Raw genomic sequence first — 15389 nt, forward strand, 5'->3', positions numbered from 1 at the left:
GCTCAGACTCTAATCGGCGACATCGACGGCAGATGACCCGGTGGACCCGGTCGCGACCGTGTCGTGACCTGCGGCCTCGCCCACGCTGTCGGAGCCGGTCGTCGCCGTGTCCTGATCGGACTCTTCCGCGACTCCGGTGGAGCCACCGGGGGTGGCGTCACCGCTGGACTCCTGCTTGGTCGGCATGAGATCCGCGACGTCGCGCGCCTGGTCGTTGACGCGTACGACGAACGGCCGGTTCGGGGTGTAGCGCACCACCGACAGCGACGCCGGGCCCGTCATGATCCGCTGGAACTGGTCGAGGTGCAGTCCGAGCGCGTCCGCCAGGATCGCCTTGATCACGTCACCGTGCGAGACCGCGCACCAGACCGCCTGGTTGCCGTGCTGGGCCTCGATCTCCGCGTCCAAACGTCGTACCGCGGCAACCGCGCGGGCATGCATCCCCGCCAGCGATTCGGACTCGAAGTCCTCAGAAGGAGGGAAGACGGCACCCGCCGGGTGGTCCTGCACGGTGCGCCACAGCGGTTCCTTGGCGAGCTCGGAGATCTTGCGGCCGGTCCACGCGCCGTACTTGCACTCCCCCAGGTCCTCGTCGGTCTCGACCTGGAGACCGGCGTGGGGAGCGGCCACGGCGGCGGCCGTCTCCTGGCAGCGTTCGAGCGGACTGGAGACGATGCGCGCCAGCGGGAGGTCCGCGAGCTGCTCGGACAGCCGCTTGACCTGCTCGCGGCCGGTGTCATCGAGGTGGACGTCGGGTGTCCAACCGGCAAGAACACCGGCGGTATTGGCCGAACTGCGGCCGTGGCGCAGGAGCAGAAGGGTCGCCATCAGTCCGCGAGACCCTCGCCGTCGAGCACCTCGCGCATGAGCACCAGGGTGGCCAGCCGATCCTCGAGCGTGTCGCCGACCGGCGCGACGTTGATGGTCGTGACGCCCGCCTCGGCGTACCGGTGCAGCCGCTGCGCGATGCGGTCGCGCGGCCCGATCAGCGAGGTCTGGTCGATGAAGTCCCGTGGGACGGCTGCGGCGGCCTCGCGGTGCTGGCGCTGCAGGTAGAGGTCCTGCACCGTGCCGGCCTCCTGCTCGAAGCCCATCCGCACGGCGAGCTTGTTGTAGAAGTTCTTGTCCCGCGAGCCCATCCCGCCGATGTAGAGGGCGGCGTTCGCGCGCAGCCGGCCGGCCGCGACGTCCAGGTCTTCGTCGACGCTCACGCTCACGGAGGCGGCGACGTCGAAACCGGCCAGATCGTCGTGACCGGCCTTCTGACGGCCGGCCAGGATCGCGGCGAGCTGCTCGCCGACGTACTCGGGGCTGACGAAGATACCGAGCCAGCCGTCGGCGATCTCGCCGGTCAGCTGCAGGTTCTTGGGGCCGATCGATGCGAGGTAGATCGGCACGTTGGGGCGCTCAGGCAGCAGGAGCAGGCGCAGCGCCTTGCCCGGGCCGTCGGGCAGCGGCAGCTGGAAGTGCTTGCCCTCGTGCTCGACGTTCTTGCGGGCGAACGCCGCCCGGATGATCTCGACGTACTCCCTCGTGCGGCCCAGCGGATCGTTGAAGCGCACGCCGTGCCAGCCCTCGCTGACCTGCGGACCGGACACGCCGAGCCCCAGGTGGAACTTCCCGCCGGTGATCCTGTCGAGCGTGGCGGCGGTCATCGCGGTCATCGCGGGTGTCCGCGCCGGGATCTGCATGATGGCGCTGCCCCACCCCATCTGCGGGGTGTGCGCTGCGAGGTACCCCGCGAGGGAGGGGATGTCGGAGCCGTACGCCTCGGCGAGCCACGCCACGGCGTACCCCTGGCGATCCGCCTCGCGCGAGAGGGTCACCATGCTCTCCAGGTCGTCCGTGCCGGTCGTGCCCCAGTAGCCGAGGTTGAGCCCAAGTCGCATGGACCAGACGCTAACGCACCGGCTTCGGGGCCTACGGTGTGCACCGTGCGCATGCGAACGGTGGGACGGTCCGGTCTGCGGGTGAGTGCCCTGGCGCTCGGCACGATGGGGTGGGGCAGCGAGGTCGACCAGGACACTGCGACCGAGCTGTTGGACGCCTTCCGCGACGCAGGCGGCACCCTGCTCGACACCGCGTACGGGTACGGCGACGGCGCCAGCGAGGAGATCCTGGGATCGCTGACCGCGTCCTGCCGCGAGGAGTTGGTGCTGGCCACGAAGGCCGGGATCTCCCGCACCACCGGCACGCGCGTCGTCGACACCTCGCGCGGCACCCTGCTGGACCAGCTCGATGCCTCCCTGCGCCGGCTGCGCACCGACCACGTGGATCTGTGGATGGTGCACGCCTGGGGCGACAACGCTCCCATCGAGGAGACGGTCTCGGCGATGGCGTACGCCGTCTCGTCCGGGCGCGCCCGGTACGTCGGGGTCTCCAACCACAACGGCTGGCAGCTGGCGCGGATGGCGACGCTGCTGCAGGCCGAGGGGGTGCCGGTCGTGGCCGATCAGATCGAGTACAGCCTGGTCGCCAGGACCGCCGACGACGACGTGCTGCCGGCGGCCGAGCACCTGGGCTCCGGGATCCTCGCCTGGGCGCCGCTGGGCGGCGGGGTGCTGACCGGCAAGTACCGACACGGGGTACCGGCCGACTCGCGCGCCGCGGGTGGGCGTCACGACAACTGGGCGCGTCGACGCGTGGACACCGGCTCGGGCACGATCGTGGACGCCGTCGCGACCGCCGCCGAGGGGCTGCGGATCAGTCCGGTGCAGGTGGCGCTGACGTGGCTGCGGGAGCGGCCGGGCATCGCTGCGGCGGTCGTGGGCGCGCGGACTCCGGGACAGCTGCGGATGGCCCTGGGCAGTGACGTGATCGACCTGCCCGATCAGGTCCGGGACGCACTCGACGAGGTGTCGCTGCACGCCGAATGACGGCGTGAGCGACTCGGCCGCGCACGCGCGGGCCGAGATGCCTCAGCGACCCGGCGTGGCCGGGCCCGACTCGAACTCGACGTCCTCGTCGTCCAGGTCCTCGGCGGCGTCCTCGTCCGAATCGTCGAGCTCGGAATCCTCGCGATCGTCCGAGGCCTCGTCGTCATCGTCGTCCAGGTCGTCGTCGAGGTCGTCCTCGTCCTCGTCGCCCTCGTAGACCTCCAGGGGCGTGACCTCGCCGAACGCATCCATCAACGACTCGTCGTACGCGTCGAAGGCGTCGGCGACCCGGCGGTACGCCTCGACGACCGCGGGATCGTTCTCGCCCCGCCGCGCGCGTGATGCGGCCAGGTGCTCCTCGAGCGCGTCGGTGAAGCGCTGCAGTGCAACTCGCGGATCGATGGGCATGCCCCCGACCGTATCGGGTGTGTCGCACAATAGGCAGTCATGATCGAGTACGAGTACCGCATGCTGCGCTTCCCGCGGCACGCGAGCCGGGGTGACATTCGCCAGATCCTGGCGGATGAGGCCGAGTACGGCCATTGGGAGCTCGCGCGCGTCCGCCTCTACATCGGCGGTCATCGCCGAGTGTGGCTGCGTCGCAAGATCATCCGCGTGCAGCGCACGGCCTGACGACGTCCCGCCGGGCGCAGACCGTCAGCAGTCGGCGAGGAAGCCGCCCAGCACCCGCGTGCCGAACTTCAGCGCGTCCACCGGCACCCGCTCGTCGACCCCGTGGAACATCGACGAGAAGTCCAGATCCGCGGGCAGCCGCAGCGGCGCGAACCCGTAACCGGTGATGCCGAGAGTGGCCAACGCCTTGTTGTCGGTGCCACCGGACAGGCAGTACGGCAGGATCGCGGCGCCAGGGTCCTCGGCCAGGAGCGCCTGCTTCATCTTCTCCACGAGCGGCGCGTCGTACGGCGCCTCCAGGGCGATGTCCTTGTGCACGACCTCGACCTCGACGTGCTCACCGGCCAGCTCGGAGATGATCGACATCATCTCCTCCTCGTGACCGGGCAGGAAGCGACAGTCCAGCGACGCGCTCGCGCTCTGCGGGATGACGTTGTGCTTGTAGCCGGCGTTCAGCATCGTGAAGTTCGCGGTGTTGCGCAGCGTGGCGTTGACGAACGCCGACGCGCCGGCCAGGTCGGGCAGCAGATCGTCGATCGAGTCGTCGTCGTAGGGCTTGCCGGTCAGGTCCGACAAGCCGTCGAAGAGATCGCGGACCGAGGCGATGAACTCTCGCGGCCACGGGTGCGCGTCGATGCGCGCGATCGCGGCGGCGAGGTGTACGACGGCGTTGTCGTCGGCGACCAGGGATCCGTGCCCGGCGCGGCCGTGGGCGCGCAGCGTGAGCCAGGCGATGCCCTTCTCCGCCGTCTGCAGTAGATAGGCACGCTGGTCGGCGCCCTCCTTGTTGCGGACGGTGACGGAGTAGCCGCCCACCTCGCTGATCGCCTCGGTCACGCCCTCGAAGAGGTCGGCGCGGTTCTGTACGAGCCACTGCGAGCCCTTGACGCCGCCGGCCTCCTCGTCGGCCAGGAACCCGATGACGAGGTCGCGTGCGGGCTTCTTGCCGGTGCGGGCCAGCTCGCGCACGCAGGCCAGGATCATCGCGTCCATGTCCTTCATGTCGACCGCGCCACGGCCCCATACGCAGTCGTCGCGGATCTCGGCGCCGAACGGATCGGCCGACCAGTCCTCGGCGTTCGCGGGGACGACATCGAGGTGGCCGTGCACGGCGAGGGCGCCCCGCTCGGAGTCCTCGCCCTCGATCCGGACCAGCACGCTCGCCCGGCCGGGCTCGCTCTCGACGAGCTCGGGCTCGAGGCCGACCTCCTCGAGGCGGCCCATGACGTACTCGGCGGCCTTGCGCTCCCCTGGGCCACTGCCGTCGCCGTAGTTGCTGGTGTCGATGCCGATCAGGTCCTGGCAGAGCTGGACGACTTCGTCTTCGGGCTGCACGTCAGTCATGACTCCCACTGTGCCACCTCGCGCACCAGCGCCACGGTGTCGGCCTCCTCGGCCCGCTTGTCGTCGCGATACCGCAGCACGCGGGCGAAACGCAGCGCCATCCCGCCTGGGTAGCGGGTCGAGCGCTGGACACCGTCGAAGGCGATTTCGACGACCTGTTCGGGTCGCACCGTTACGGTCCACCCGTCGTCCTCGGTGGCCAGCTCGGTGAAGCGCTCGGTCTGCCACGCCAGCATCTCGTCGGTCATCCCCTTGAACGTCTTGCCCAGCATCACGAACTCGCCCGACTCCGGATCGCGAGCGCCGAGGTGGATGTTGGACAGCAGGCCGGTGCGCCGTCCGCTGCCGCGCTCGACGGCCAGCACCACGAGATCGAGGGTGTGCCGGGGTTTGACCTTCACCCACCCCGCACCGCGACGCCCGGCGGCGTACGGCGCATCGAGCGACTTCACGACCACGCCTTCGTGGCCGGCCGACACCTTCTCCTGGAAGAACCGCTGCGCGACCTCCGGATCCGCGGTCTGCACCCGTGGGATCAGGTAGTCCTGCGGCACCAGCGCGGTCAGCCGCTCCCAACGCTCGCGCGCGGGTGCGTCGATCAGGTCGTCGCCGTCGATGTGCAGCACATCGAAGAACCACGGCGTCACGGGTGTCTCCACCCGCAGCTGCGCCGGGTCCTTGCGACTCGCGGTGCGAGCGCCGGTCACCTGGAAGGGTTGCGGGACCCCGTCCTCGCGCAGTGCGATCACCTCACCGTCGAGCACCAGCCGCTCGCCGGGGAGGGCGAGCACCACCTCCACGATCTCCGGGAGACGGTCGGTGACCTCCTCCAGGCTGCGAGTGAAGAGGCGGACCTCCTCGTCCAGCTTGTGGGCCTGGATGCGGATGCCGTCGATCTTGCACTCCACCCCCACGGCGTCGCCCGGAGTCGTGACCGCCTGCATCGCGTCGCCCACGGTGGTCGCCGACGCCGCCAGCATGGGCCGCAGTGGACGCCCCGGCACCAGACCGATCTCCGCGAGCGCCGGCGCACCCCCGCGGAGCGCTGCCGAGGCGACCGGCGCCGTGAAGCCGGCCAGCATGACCGCGCGTCGCACTGCCGGCGCCGGCACCTGCGCGGCCGACGCGATCGCCGCCAGCATGACGCCGTCCTGGGCGCCCTGGCGCAGCTCTCCGGTGATGAGGCCTCTGAGGAAGGTCTGCTCGGCGGCGGTGGCCGACGCGAGCAGGGTGCGCAGGATCTGCTCGCGAGCACCCGCCGAACCGGGTCCGCCGGCGTCCGCGAGCTGCTGCATGGCCTCGTCGGTCTGCGCGACGGTGAGGCCAGGCGTCGCGGACGGCGCCGGCGTCGCCGCGAGCGTGCGGTATCCCACGCCGACTCGGCGTTGCGGCAGCACACCCGAGAGGTACGCCGCGACGACCTCCACCTCGTCCGGCTCCACCTCAGCGGCGGCGGCCAGCACTTCGGCGACCAGCTGGGTCTTGGCGTTGCGCGAGCGCGTGGCGCCGACCTGTGCGGAGACGGCGACCAGATCTGCGAGCAGCATCCGCCCAGTGTGCTGGTGCCCTCCGACACCCGGCGTCAGGGGCTCGTGGCGTATCTCACCGGGCGGCCGGTGAGCCGGTCGACGACCACGCGCCCCCGAGGGGATCGCGGAGGTGGACGGTCGCGGAGGCGAGGAACCCTTCCGCCGTTCTGGCGCAGCCGTTGCAGTTGAACTGCTCATAGCTCATGGCGACGACGACCCGGCTCGACGGTTCGCTGACCACCATGGCGGCGACGTCCCGGTCCCCCGAGGACAGCATCGCGGATCGCAGGCTGAGGGCGGCCGTATCCCCGGGCACTGGGCCGTACGAGCCAACGGCGACATCGCGGCGGTCGTAGGTGACCCTCCCGTCGTCATGGAAGTACCAGACGCAGCCGCCGACCACAGCTGCCACGGCCAAAAGGCCCGCGACCCACACCGATACCCGCTTCATCAGTCCTCCACTTCCCTCTGTATCCAGGACGCTGCGGGCGCCCGAGTGGTTGGAGGAGCAGCCGGACGCGGCGGAGCACGCCTCCCCACAGGTGGGGGCTCGCGGTCTAGCGTCGATTCATGAGTCCTCACACCGGTCACCGCCGTATCCCCTGTTCGCTACGCGCCGGCCTCACCGTCGCCGCGGTCGCGGGCACCGCCGCCGTCACGATGGCGTGTTCGGCGGTGTCCGGCAGCGCTAGTGGATCTGCCGAGGCGGCTGCGGCACCCGCCGTACAGACGGTCATGTCCGGCCTGGACCACCCGTGGGACGTGTCGTTCTTCCGCAACGGCGACATGCTCACCACCCAGCGTCCGGGGGTGCTCACCATGCGCACCGCGTCCGGCAGCGTGCGCACGATCAAGGCTCCGCTGGGCGACCTCTTCGTGCAGAGCGAGGGCGGCCTGGAGGGCCTGGTCGTCGATCCGACGACCGTGCACCGGTACTTCTACACGTGCCAGACCTACGAGCGCGGCGGCAAGGCGGTCGACGCACGGGTCATCCGGTGGGCGATGTCCGACGACGGGAAGTCGGCCACGAGGGAGAAGACGATCCTGTCCGGGCTGCCGGTGACGAGCGGCCGGCACAGCGGGTGCCGACTGCGGTTCGTGCCCGGCTACTGGCTCGCAGTCGGCACGGGCGATGCCGCCACCGGCACGAACCCGCAGAACCTCTACTCCTCCCTCGGCGGCAAGACCCTGCGGGTCGGCGCCAACGGGCAGATCCCCACCAACACGCCGTTCCACTCCAAGGGCGGCAACGCGCGGTACGTGACCAGCTACGGGCACCGCAACGTGCAGGGGCTCGCGATGCGCCCGGGCACCTCGCAGCTGTGGACCCAGGAGCAGGGCACCACCCGTGACGACGAGACGAACATCGCGTACAACGGCGGCAACTACGGGTACGACCCGGTGCCGGGCTACAACGAGTCCGTGCCGATGACCGACCTGAAGAAGTTCCCGCACGCCGTCCGGGCCCAGTGGTCGTCGGGCTCGAGCACGGTCGCGACGTGCGGGATCACCTTCCTGCAGGGCTCCGCCTGGGGTCGCTGGAACGGCGCGCTGGCCGTCGCCGAGCTGAAGGGCGAGGGCGTGCGCATCCTCACCCTCGACAAGGCCGGCAAGGTCATCCGGCAGGAGCTGATGCCCGAGCTGAACAAGACCTTCGGGCGGCTGCGCACGGTCCAGACCGGGCCCGGCGGGGCGCTCTACGTCACCACCGACAACGGTGGGAAGGCCGACAAGGTGCTCCGGGTGACACCGCACGCGCCGAGCTCCTGACCGGCCTCCCTCAGACGTACGACGGTCGCCCGGCGGCTGCTGCCGATGCGGGTCACGGGCCTACAGCGTGCTAGCCTTTCGCGTCGTCGGCCCGCCTCCCAGGGTGGCCGTCGTACACCTCGTCCGGGTGGCGGAATAGGCAGACGCGCTAGCTTGAGGTGCTAGTCCTCGTATTAGAGGGTGGGGGTTCAAGTCCCCCCTCGGACACCACAGCTCGCTTGCGGTCCTATCAGGTCAGGGACCTCCGAGCGTGCCGAATGGGTTCCGCAGCAGAGTCGGCACGACAGTGGTGTGCCCTCTCGGCGAAACTGGACCAGACTCACTGTGCGCCAGACGTGCCGCAGGAGGCGGAATCCGAGTCAACCGTCGCTCCAGGTCAGCTCTTCCTGAAGTCGATGAACGAATGGGCGGACGCTACGCCTGTCCGGACATCTGCTTGGCATGGGTGCTGAGCACATGAGCAGCTTCGATGGTCTTGTTGGACGCGCGGTTGTCCCAAAACATGGTGAAACCGTCGTAGTCGGGGTAGTACGACCCGCTGCCTACACGCGAGGCGAGCAACCAGAATTGGTCGCCAGCGCCGCCATGGGCTTGGACAGCATCGGTCCACTGCGCGTACCCGGCAGTACGCGCTCGCTCGGTTGCGATCCCATCACGAGCGTTGACCTGCAGGCCGAACTCTTCGATGACCACCGGTTTGCCGATTCGCTTGCCGTCACGTAGGTGGTCGGTGATCCAGGTGGTTCCCCAGGCGACCGGATCGACCCTGCGTCTACCGCTCGGTGTTTCGCCCCAGGCGGCGGGGTAGAGGTGCACGGTGCCGTAATCGACATGCGGGACGGCGAGAAGCGGTTCCCAGTGATTGCCCTCGTAATTCGAATACGGATAATCGAGGCTCGTTTCCCGCCCATAGAAACCTTCGTCGCCGATTGCTACGAGCTGACGAGGGGCCAGAGACTTGAACCACGCGCTCATCTCCTCGACCCATGCCAAGATCGTGGCGCCCGAGGGATCACTGCGATTACGAGGCTCGTTGGCCAATTCGAACGTCATGATGGTCGGATCCTGATTGTAAGCGAGCCCGGTGTACCGGTTGCGCCGTTGGATGACATGCTGGGCGTACGCCTTGTAACATGCGACTATCTCGCGGTTGGTATAGAACTTGTCGTGATCGATCGCAGCATTGCTGTGCAGGAACCACGAGACGTACTGTTGCATCCCCCCGAAGTCCTTCCAGTTGTTGGTGAGGACCAGTACGAGGCGGATCCCTAGCTGGCCGGCTTTCCACACGGCGTAATCCAGGGAGTCGAACGCAGCTTCGTTGTAAACGTAGGGGCCTGGCTGCAACGCTGCGTACATGGGACTGACGCCGTCAGCGAATGCCCACGCACGGATCACCGACAGACCCATCGCTGCTGCGTCGTTCAGCAACGCGTCGATCGCATAATGCGACTTCTGGTGCAGGTAGTAGTTGTTCGCCCCGCCGAAACGTATGTTTCGACCGTTCAGTACGAACTGACCTTTGCTGACACCTACATACCGATCGGCGTTCGGCGTGGTCGAAGGGATCGGCGCGCGCGTGAGAGCCGATGCGCTAGTCATGGCGCCGGCGGCTCCTATCGCAGCCAGCACACCCGCACCGGTCAAGACATTTCGTCGCGACGGAAGCCGATCTGCGGGGATGTCCGAATGGTGTGTCATTGATGCCTCTCTGACAGTCATCCCGATGGCAGTTCGATAGTCATTTTAAGACCTTGCAAGCTGTAAGTCCATAGGGCCCATATTTACTTGGTCAGTTTGTACATCCGACTGGCGAATCATAGCCAGCTCCGACGCCCGGCAGCGGCGCTGGTCGAGGGCATCCTCCAGGGTCTCGATGTGCCTGTCCCCACAGGTGGACGGCCCAGCGTGCGGCGCGGCCGGTGACGCGCGTCACGCCCATCTCGTCTCCATAACGAGGTGGGCGTTCTGCGTCCGTGGCCAGGGCTGCAGCACTGGCCACGGACGCAGAACCCCCGCGGCGACGAACGGCGGGGACGTCCTGGACCATCCGGCAGCGAATGCGCAGGTCCCGCTGGGATAGTGACCTTCATGGCCCTCCACGGTGACAACGTCCCTGCCCGGCACTCTCCAGGACGACGCGAGGGGAACCCGTTCCTGGGACTCGCCGACCCGGCGCTGGAGAACGAGATCATCCCGCCCCTCAACACCCTGTCGCAGCACCCGGTGCCGCCGGAGGTGGCGTACCAACTGGTCCACGACGAGCTGCTCCTCGACGGCAGCGCCCGCCTCAACCTGGCCACGTTCGTCACGACCTGGATGGAGCCGCAGGCGCACCAGTTGATGGCCGAATCCGTCGACAAGAACATGATCGACAAGGACGAGTACCCCCAGACGGCCGCCATCGAGAACCGGTGCGTGGCGATCCTCGCCGACCTGTGGCACGCACCCGAGGCCGACGTCGCGACCGGATGCTCGACGACCGGATCCAGCGAGGCGTGCATGCTCGCCGGGATGGCCCTCAAGCGCCGCTGGGCCGCCCGCACCGGTGCCGACCCCTCCCGGAAGCCGAACCTGGTGATGGGCGCGAACGTGCAGGTCTGCTGGGAGAAGTTCTGCCGCTACTGGGACGTCGAGCCGCGCCTCGTCCCCGTCGAGGGCGACCGGCTGCATCTGGGCGCCGAGCAGGCCGTCGCCCACTGCGACGAGAACACCATCGGCGTGGTCGCAATCCTCGGATCCACCTTCGACGGCAGCTACGAACCGGTCGCGGACATCGCCGCCGCGCTGGACGAGCTGGCGGCAAGCGGCGGACCCGACGTCCCCATCCACGTCGACGGCGCGTCCGGCGGGATGATCGCTCCGTTCCTCGATCCCGACCTCGTCTGGGACTTCCGCCTCCCCCGGGTCGCCTCGATCAACACCTCAGGTCACAAGTACGGGCTGGTGTATCCCGGTGTCGGCTGGGCGATCTGGCGCGACGCGGACGCTCTGCCGAAGGAGCTGGTCTTCAACGTCAACTACCTCGGCGGCGACATGCCCACGTTCGCGTTGAACTTCTCTCGCCCAGGGTCGGAGGTCATCGCGCAGTACTACACGTTCTTCCGCCTCGGATTCGAGGGGTACGTCGCGGTGCAGCAGGCGTCCCGCGACGTCGCCACCTGGCTGGCCGGCGAGGTCGAGAAGCTCGGCCCCTTCCGGCTCATCACCCGCGGGGACCAGTTGCCGGTCTTCGCCTTCACCACCAGCGACGACGTCACCGAGTGGGACGTCTTCGCGGTCTCACGCGGTCTGCGCGAACACGGTTGGCAGGTGCCCGCGTACACCTTCCCGCAAGATCGCACCGACCTCGCCGTGCTGCGCATCGTCTGCCGGCACGGGTTCTCCCGTGACCTCGCCGATCTCTTCCTGCACGACCTCACGTCGGTCACCACGACGCTGCAGAAGGACGTGGCGAAGGTCGGCAGCAGCGGCCCGACGTCCTTCCACCACTGAGGGGTCGGACCGGCGCCTTCGCCCACCTCGTAACCCGACGAGGTGGGGGTTCTGCGTCCGCGGACAGTGCTGCAGCCCTGGCCGCAGACGCAGAACCCCCTCCACGACGTACGACGGCCGCTACCGGGGGCGCAGCGCGGCTCAGGTCACCGACAGCAGCCGGGGCGGCAGGTCGGCGGGGTCCAGTGGAATGACGTCGACCAGGACTTCGAGGCGACTGGTCTTGCTCTCGGTGTAGATGACCCCGCGCAACGGCGACACGTCACGGAAGTCGCGGCCCCACGCGGTCGTGAGGTAGCGGGAGTCGGCGAAGTGGTCGTTGGTGGGGTCCAGGTCCACCCAGTCGCCGCCGGGGACCATCGCCGCGACCCAGGCGTGCGTCGCGTCCGACCCCTCGAGCTTGGGCCTGCCCTTCGGGGGCGCCGTCTCGATGTACCCGCTGACGTACCGCCCGGGCAGCCCGACGGCCCGCAGGCACCCTGCCCCCAGGTGTGCGAAGTCCTGGCAGACGCCACGCCGGTTCGCGAGCACCTCGTCCAGCGTGGTCGACACCCCCGTCGCGCCCTTCGTGTAGTGGAAGTCCTCGAACACCCGGTGGTAGAGGTCGGCCAGCGCCTCACCGAGGGGACGGTCGGGCGGCAGGATCGACGCGGCGTACTCCCGTACCGCAGGGGTCAGCTCCACGAGGCTGGACGGCAGTGTGTACGCCGCGTACGTCGCACGCGGCACGTCCGCGGACTCGCGCAGGTTGCGCGCCGCCGAGGCGACGGTCCAGCGATTCAACGCATCGACGTCCACCTCGGGCACGGTGACCGACAGGACACTGGTCTTGGACACCCGCAGCTCGGTGTGCCGGGTGCGTACCTCGAGGTAGTGGCTGAAGTTGCCGAAGAGATCGGTGTGCTCGGTGAGCACATCCGCCCCCGGTCTGACCTCGACCACGTTGGACGTGACCTGCTGGTGCGGGGTCGCCCGCGGGCGCAGGCAGGCCCGCCCGTACGACGCGGTGACGTAGTCCTCGTAGTAGTAGTTGGTGCGGTGCCGCACCTCGTACCACCGGGTCGCATGCAACTGCGTGGTGATCACGAGTCCCCCGCCATCGTCTGGGTCATGCCGCCGAGCTGCTGGGTGAGCCCGCCGTCCATCCCCTGAGCGAACCCCTCGGGCTCGATCAGCTCGCTGACCCGCATCGCCTGCTGCGTGCTCGGACGACCGAAGTGGGCGTTCTCGATCGCCGCGCCGAGCGCGGTGAGCCGCTCGTGCAGGTCGTGACCGAGCTGCTGCAGTCCGGTACGCCGGGCCGCACAGATCTCGTCGAGGTCGACACCCGTGAGCAGCCCACGGATCTGCGTGATCTGGAGCGTGACCTCGGCGTTCGGCACCTCGCGCAGCGCGATCTCCAGCTGGTCGAGCTGGAAACGGACCGAGCGCGGGTTGGCCGGGTCGAGCAGCAGCAGGTCCAGCGCTGCCTGCACCGGGGATGCCGGCCCCTGACCCGCCGTCAGCCGGCGACGGTGAGTGATCAGGCTGTCGCACGCGCGCAGCACCGACTCGGTCAGCTGGCCGTCCACGACCGGCGGGCGCTCCTGCGCGAGGGTCTGGCGCAGCAGGTCGACGGTGCGCAGGGCGCGCTCGGTACGCCGCCCGGCGTCCAGGAACGCCCACGCCAGATCGCGCACCATGCTCTCGGCGTTGAGCCCGGCCAGCGCGATCAGCAGCTCCAGTGCCTGGCCGAGCACGTCCTGCACGGGGTCGTCGGCGCCGTCGCCGTCCTCCGGCAGCCCGTCCAGCGCCTCCTGCAGGCGGCCGAGCACGCGCCAGGTGTCGACCGACAGCAGCTCGCGGGCGGCGTGCGCGGTGCGCACGACCGCCTCGATGTCGTAGGCGATGGTGCCGATCCGACCTGAGTCGCTCAGCAGGATCCGCAACTCGCGCACCGGCGCCGCGAGAGCCGTCTCAGCGTGCGCTCCGGTGAATCCCGGTCGCACGGTGGTCAGTTCGGTGAGGGCCGCGAGCAGCACCGCCATCGCGGCGTACCCCGGTGAGGCCGACCGCCGCAGGTGGTCCGCGACGAGGTCATCGCAGATCAGCGCGAGCCGGGTGGAGGACTCCGCGCGCTCCGTGTAACGACCGAGCCAGAAGAGGTCGCCGGCGGCGCGCGGCGCGAGGGCGACCGAGCGGTACATGCCCGGCAGCGGCCGCGCGAGCCACAGGTGGGCGTTGTCACGGTCGGTGCGCTCGATGTCGGCGGACGCCAGTACCCACACGTCTTTGGCCTGCCCGCCCGCCGCGTTGGACACCAGACGGCTGGTCTCGTCCCGCGACAACCGGCCCAGACCACCTGGCATCCAACGGTATCCGCCTTCGCTGGCGACGCCGAACGCGCGCAGCACCAGACGTCGTGGAGCGAGTCCGTCGTCCGCGACGACCGGAGTGGTCGACATCGCGACCGGCTCCTGCAGGGTCCAGCGCCACGGCTCGCTCTCGATCTGCGCCTTCAGGTCGGCGAGCTGGGCGTGCGTGCGCTCCCACCCGAAGACGGTCGGCTCCCCCGTCTCCCGGTCGATCGGGGTGATGACGAGTTCGCCGAGCCGTGCGAGCCCTTCGCGGCGGGCCTCGTCGTCGCCGCACCAGAGCGTGCGCACCGACGGCAACCGCAGCTCCTCACCGAGCAGTGCGCGGCTGGCCCGATCGAGGTAGGGAGCCAGCGCTGGGTTCTCCAGGACGCCCGCACCGAGCGGGTTGACCACGCTCACGTGGCCGCTGCGGGTCGCCTCGACGAGCCCGGGAATGCCGAGCCGGGAGCCGGCGCGCAGATCCAGCGGGTCCGACCAGGACGCGTCGACGCGCCGCAGGATCACGTCGACCTGCTCCTCGCGGCCCGTCGTGCGCAACCAGACCTTGCCGTCACGCATCCCGAGGTCCTCCGACTGCACAAGGGGCAGCCCGAGCAGGGTGGCGACGAAGGCCTGGTCGAACGCGGTCTCGCTCGCCGGGCCGGGTGACAGCAGCACGACCCGCGGCTGGCGGTCGCGCTCGTGGGCGACCGCCAGCAGGGCGTCGCGCACGTCGTCGAAGAAGCCACGCAGCCGGCTCAGCTCGGTGGTGCGGTAGAGGCCGGGCAGGGCGCGCGCGACGATCCGTCGGTCGGCCATCGCGTATCCGGCGCCGGACGGGGCCTGCGCCCGGTCAGCCAGCGCCGTCCACCGACCGTCGGCGTCACGGGCGAGGTCGGTGCTGGGCAGGATCAGCTGCCGCGGGCCGGGCAGCGAGGTGCCGTACGCCGCGGGCAGGAACCCTGCGTGCCCGAAGACCGCAGCGGCCGGGATGGTGCCGTCGGCCAGCAGCCGCTGCGGGCCGTAGAGGTCCGTCAGCAGCGCATCGAGTAGCTCGGCCCGCTGGGACAGGCCCGATTCGATGACCTGCCACTGGGCGCGGTCGAGGATGACCGGGAGCGCGTCCAGGCGCCACCGGCCGGCTCGACGACCCTCGGGCGCCACGCCGTAGGTGATGCCGTCGTCGTTGACCAGCCGGCGCACCCCGGCCTGCAGCGACCGCAGGCCGCCCGCGCCGAGCGCGCCCATGTCGCGCACGAGGTCTGCGCTGGGGGCGAGGGCGCCGTCGGCGCCGAACGTCTCGTCGTACGGGATGCCGAGATCCTGTCCGGCGAGCGGTGATCGGGCCTCGGAGAGGCTGTCGCGGTAGCGCTCGATCACGTCGGCGGAGGTCGTCATGGTCCCGT

13 protein-coding genes and 1 tRNA gene are annotated in these 15389 nt (G+C 69.7%); 5 read left to right on the forward strand and 9 right to left on the reverse strand.

All coding sequences use genetic code 11. From position 1 onward, the window contains the following. Positions 1–9: 9 nt before the first annotated feature. Positions 10–828: a histidine phosphatase family protein gene (locus JOB34_RS06575; RefSeq protein WP_208051945.1), complete on the reverse strand. Its 819-nt coding sequence runs from the start codon at positions 826–828 to the stop codon at positions 10–12. Next, complete coding sequence (locus JOB34_RS06580; RefSeq protein WP_208051946.1) at positions 828–1889, reverse strand: LLM class F420-dependent oxidoreductase; 1062 nt, start codon at positions 1887–1889, stop codon at positions 828–830. The genes JOB34_RS06575 and JOB34_RS06580 overlap by 1 nt, the downstream gene beginning before the upstream one ends. 51 nt (positions 1890–1940) lie before the next feature. On the opposite strand from JOB34_RS06580, the gene JOB34_RS06585 reads away from it, so the two are divergent. Next, positions 1941–2876: an aldo/keto reductase gene (locus JOB34_RS06585; RefSeq protein ID WP_243757799.1), complete on the forward strand. Its 936-nt coding sequence runs from the start codon at positions 1941–1943 to the stop codon at positions 2874–2876. Positions 2877–2918: 42 nt separating this feature from the next. Here JOB34_RS06585 and JOB34_RS06590 read toward each other — a convergent pair whose 3' ends face one another. After that, positions 2919–3284 (reverse strand): primosomal protein, encoded by a 366-nt coding sequence (locus tag JOB34_RS06590; RefSeq protein WP_208051948.1) that lies wholly within the window; start codon positions 3282–3284, stop codon positions 2919–2921. 39 nt (positions 3285–3323) lie between these two features. On the opposite strand from JOB34_RS06590, the gene JOB34_RS06595 reads away from it, so the two are divergent. Then, positions 3324–3509 (forward strand): DUF5703 family protein, encoded by a 186-nt coding sequence (locus JOB34_RS06595; RefSeq protein ID WP_179480782.1) that lies wholly within the window; start codon positions 3324–3326, stop codon positions 3507–3509. Positions 3510–3533: 24 nt separating this feature from the next. Here the strand turns inward: JOB34_RS06595 and JOB34_RS06600 are convergent, their stop codons facing one another. The 3 genes from JOB34_RS06600 to JOB34_RS06610 are packed head-to-tail and all read right to left on the reverse strand — an operon-like array spanning position 3534 to position 6833. Continuing rightward, positions 3534–4853, reverse strand: a complete 1320-nt coding sequence (locus JOB34_RS06600; RefSeq protein WP_179480785.1) for a M20/M25/M40 family metallo-hydrolase — start codon at positions 4851–4853, stop codon at positions 3534–3536. Beyond that, the gene (locus tag JOB34_RS06605; RefSeq protein ID WP_208051949.1) at positions 4850–6400 is read right to left on the reverse strand and encodes an ATP-dependent DNA ligase; all 1551 of its coding nucleotides are present in this window, start codon (positions 6398–6400) and stop codon (positions 4850–4852) included. Before JOB34_RS06605 ends, JOB34_RS06600 begins: the two co-directional genes overlap by 4 nt. A 55-nt stretch (positions 6401–6455) precedes the next feature. After that, a complete protein-coding gene (locus JOB34_RS06610; RefSeq protein WP_208051950.1) occupies positions 6456–6833 on the reverse strand; it encodes a hypothetical protein in 378 nt (125 codons plus the stop codon). Between the two features lie 119 nt (positions 6834–6952). Here JOB34_RS06610 and JOB34_RS06615 point away from each other — a divergent pair, with 119 nt between their 5' ends. Beyond that, on the forward strand, positions 6953–8152 hold the full coding sequence (locus JOB34_RS06615; RefSeq protein WP_208051951.1) for a PQQ-dependent sugar dehydrogenase: 1200 nt from the start codon (positions 6953–6955) through the stop codon (positions 8150–8152). Between the two features lie 121 nt (positions 8153–8273). After that, positions 8274–8362 (forward strand) — tRNA-Leu (locus JOB34_RS06620). Between the two features lie 204 nt (positions 8363–8566). On the opposite strand, the gene JOB34_RS06625 is transcribed toward JOB34_RS06620, so the two are convergent. Continuing rightward, positions 8567–9754 (reverse strand): cellulase family glycosylhydrolase, encoded by a 1188-nt coding sequence (locus JOB34_RS06625; protein WP_208051952.1) that lies wholly within the window; start codon positions 9752–9754, stop codon positions 8567–8569. A 489-nt stretch (positions 9755–10243) separates the two neighbouring features. Between JOB34_RS06625 and JOB34_RS06630 the strand changes: the two genes are divergently transcribed. After that, positions 10244–11647: a glutamate decarboxylase gene (locus JOB34_RS06630; RefSeq protein WP_208051953.1), complete on the forward strand. Its 1404-nt coding sequence runs from the start codon at positions 10244–10246 to the stop codon at positions 11645–11647. Between the two features lie 141 nt (positions 11648–11788). On the opposite strand, the gene JOB34_RS06635 is transcribed toward JOB34_RS06630, so the two are convergent. After that, positions 11789–12733 (reverse strand): transglutaminase family protein, encoded by a 945-nt coding sequence (locus tag JOB34_RS06635; RefSeq protein ID WP_208051954.1) that lies wholly within the window; start codon positions 12731–12733, stop codon positions 11789–11791. After that, on the reverse strand, positions 12730–15381 hold the full coding sequence (locus JOB34_RS06640; protein WP_208051955.1) for a circularly permuted type 2 ATP-grasp protein: 2652 nt from the start codon (positions 15379–15381) through the stop codon (positions 12730–12732). The genes JOB34_RS06635 and JOB34_RS06640 overlap by 4 nt, the downstream gene beginning before the upstream one ends. Positions 15382–15389: the final 8 nt, after the last annotated feature.

The sequence above is a fragment of the Allobranchiibius sp. GilTou38 genome, assembly GCF_017565325.1.
Lineage (GTDB): Bacteria > Actinomycetota > Actinomycetes > Actinomycetales > Dermatophilaceae > Allobranchiibius > Allobranchiibius huperziae.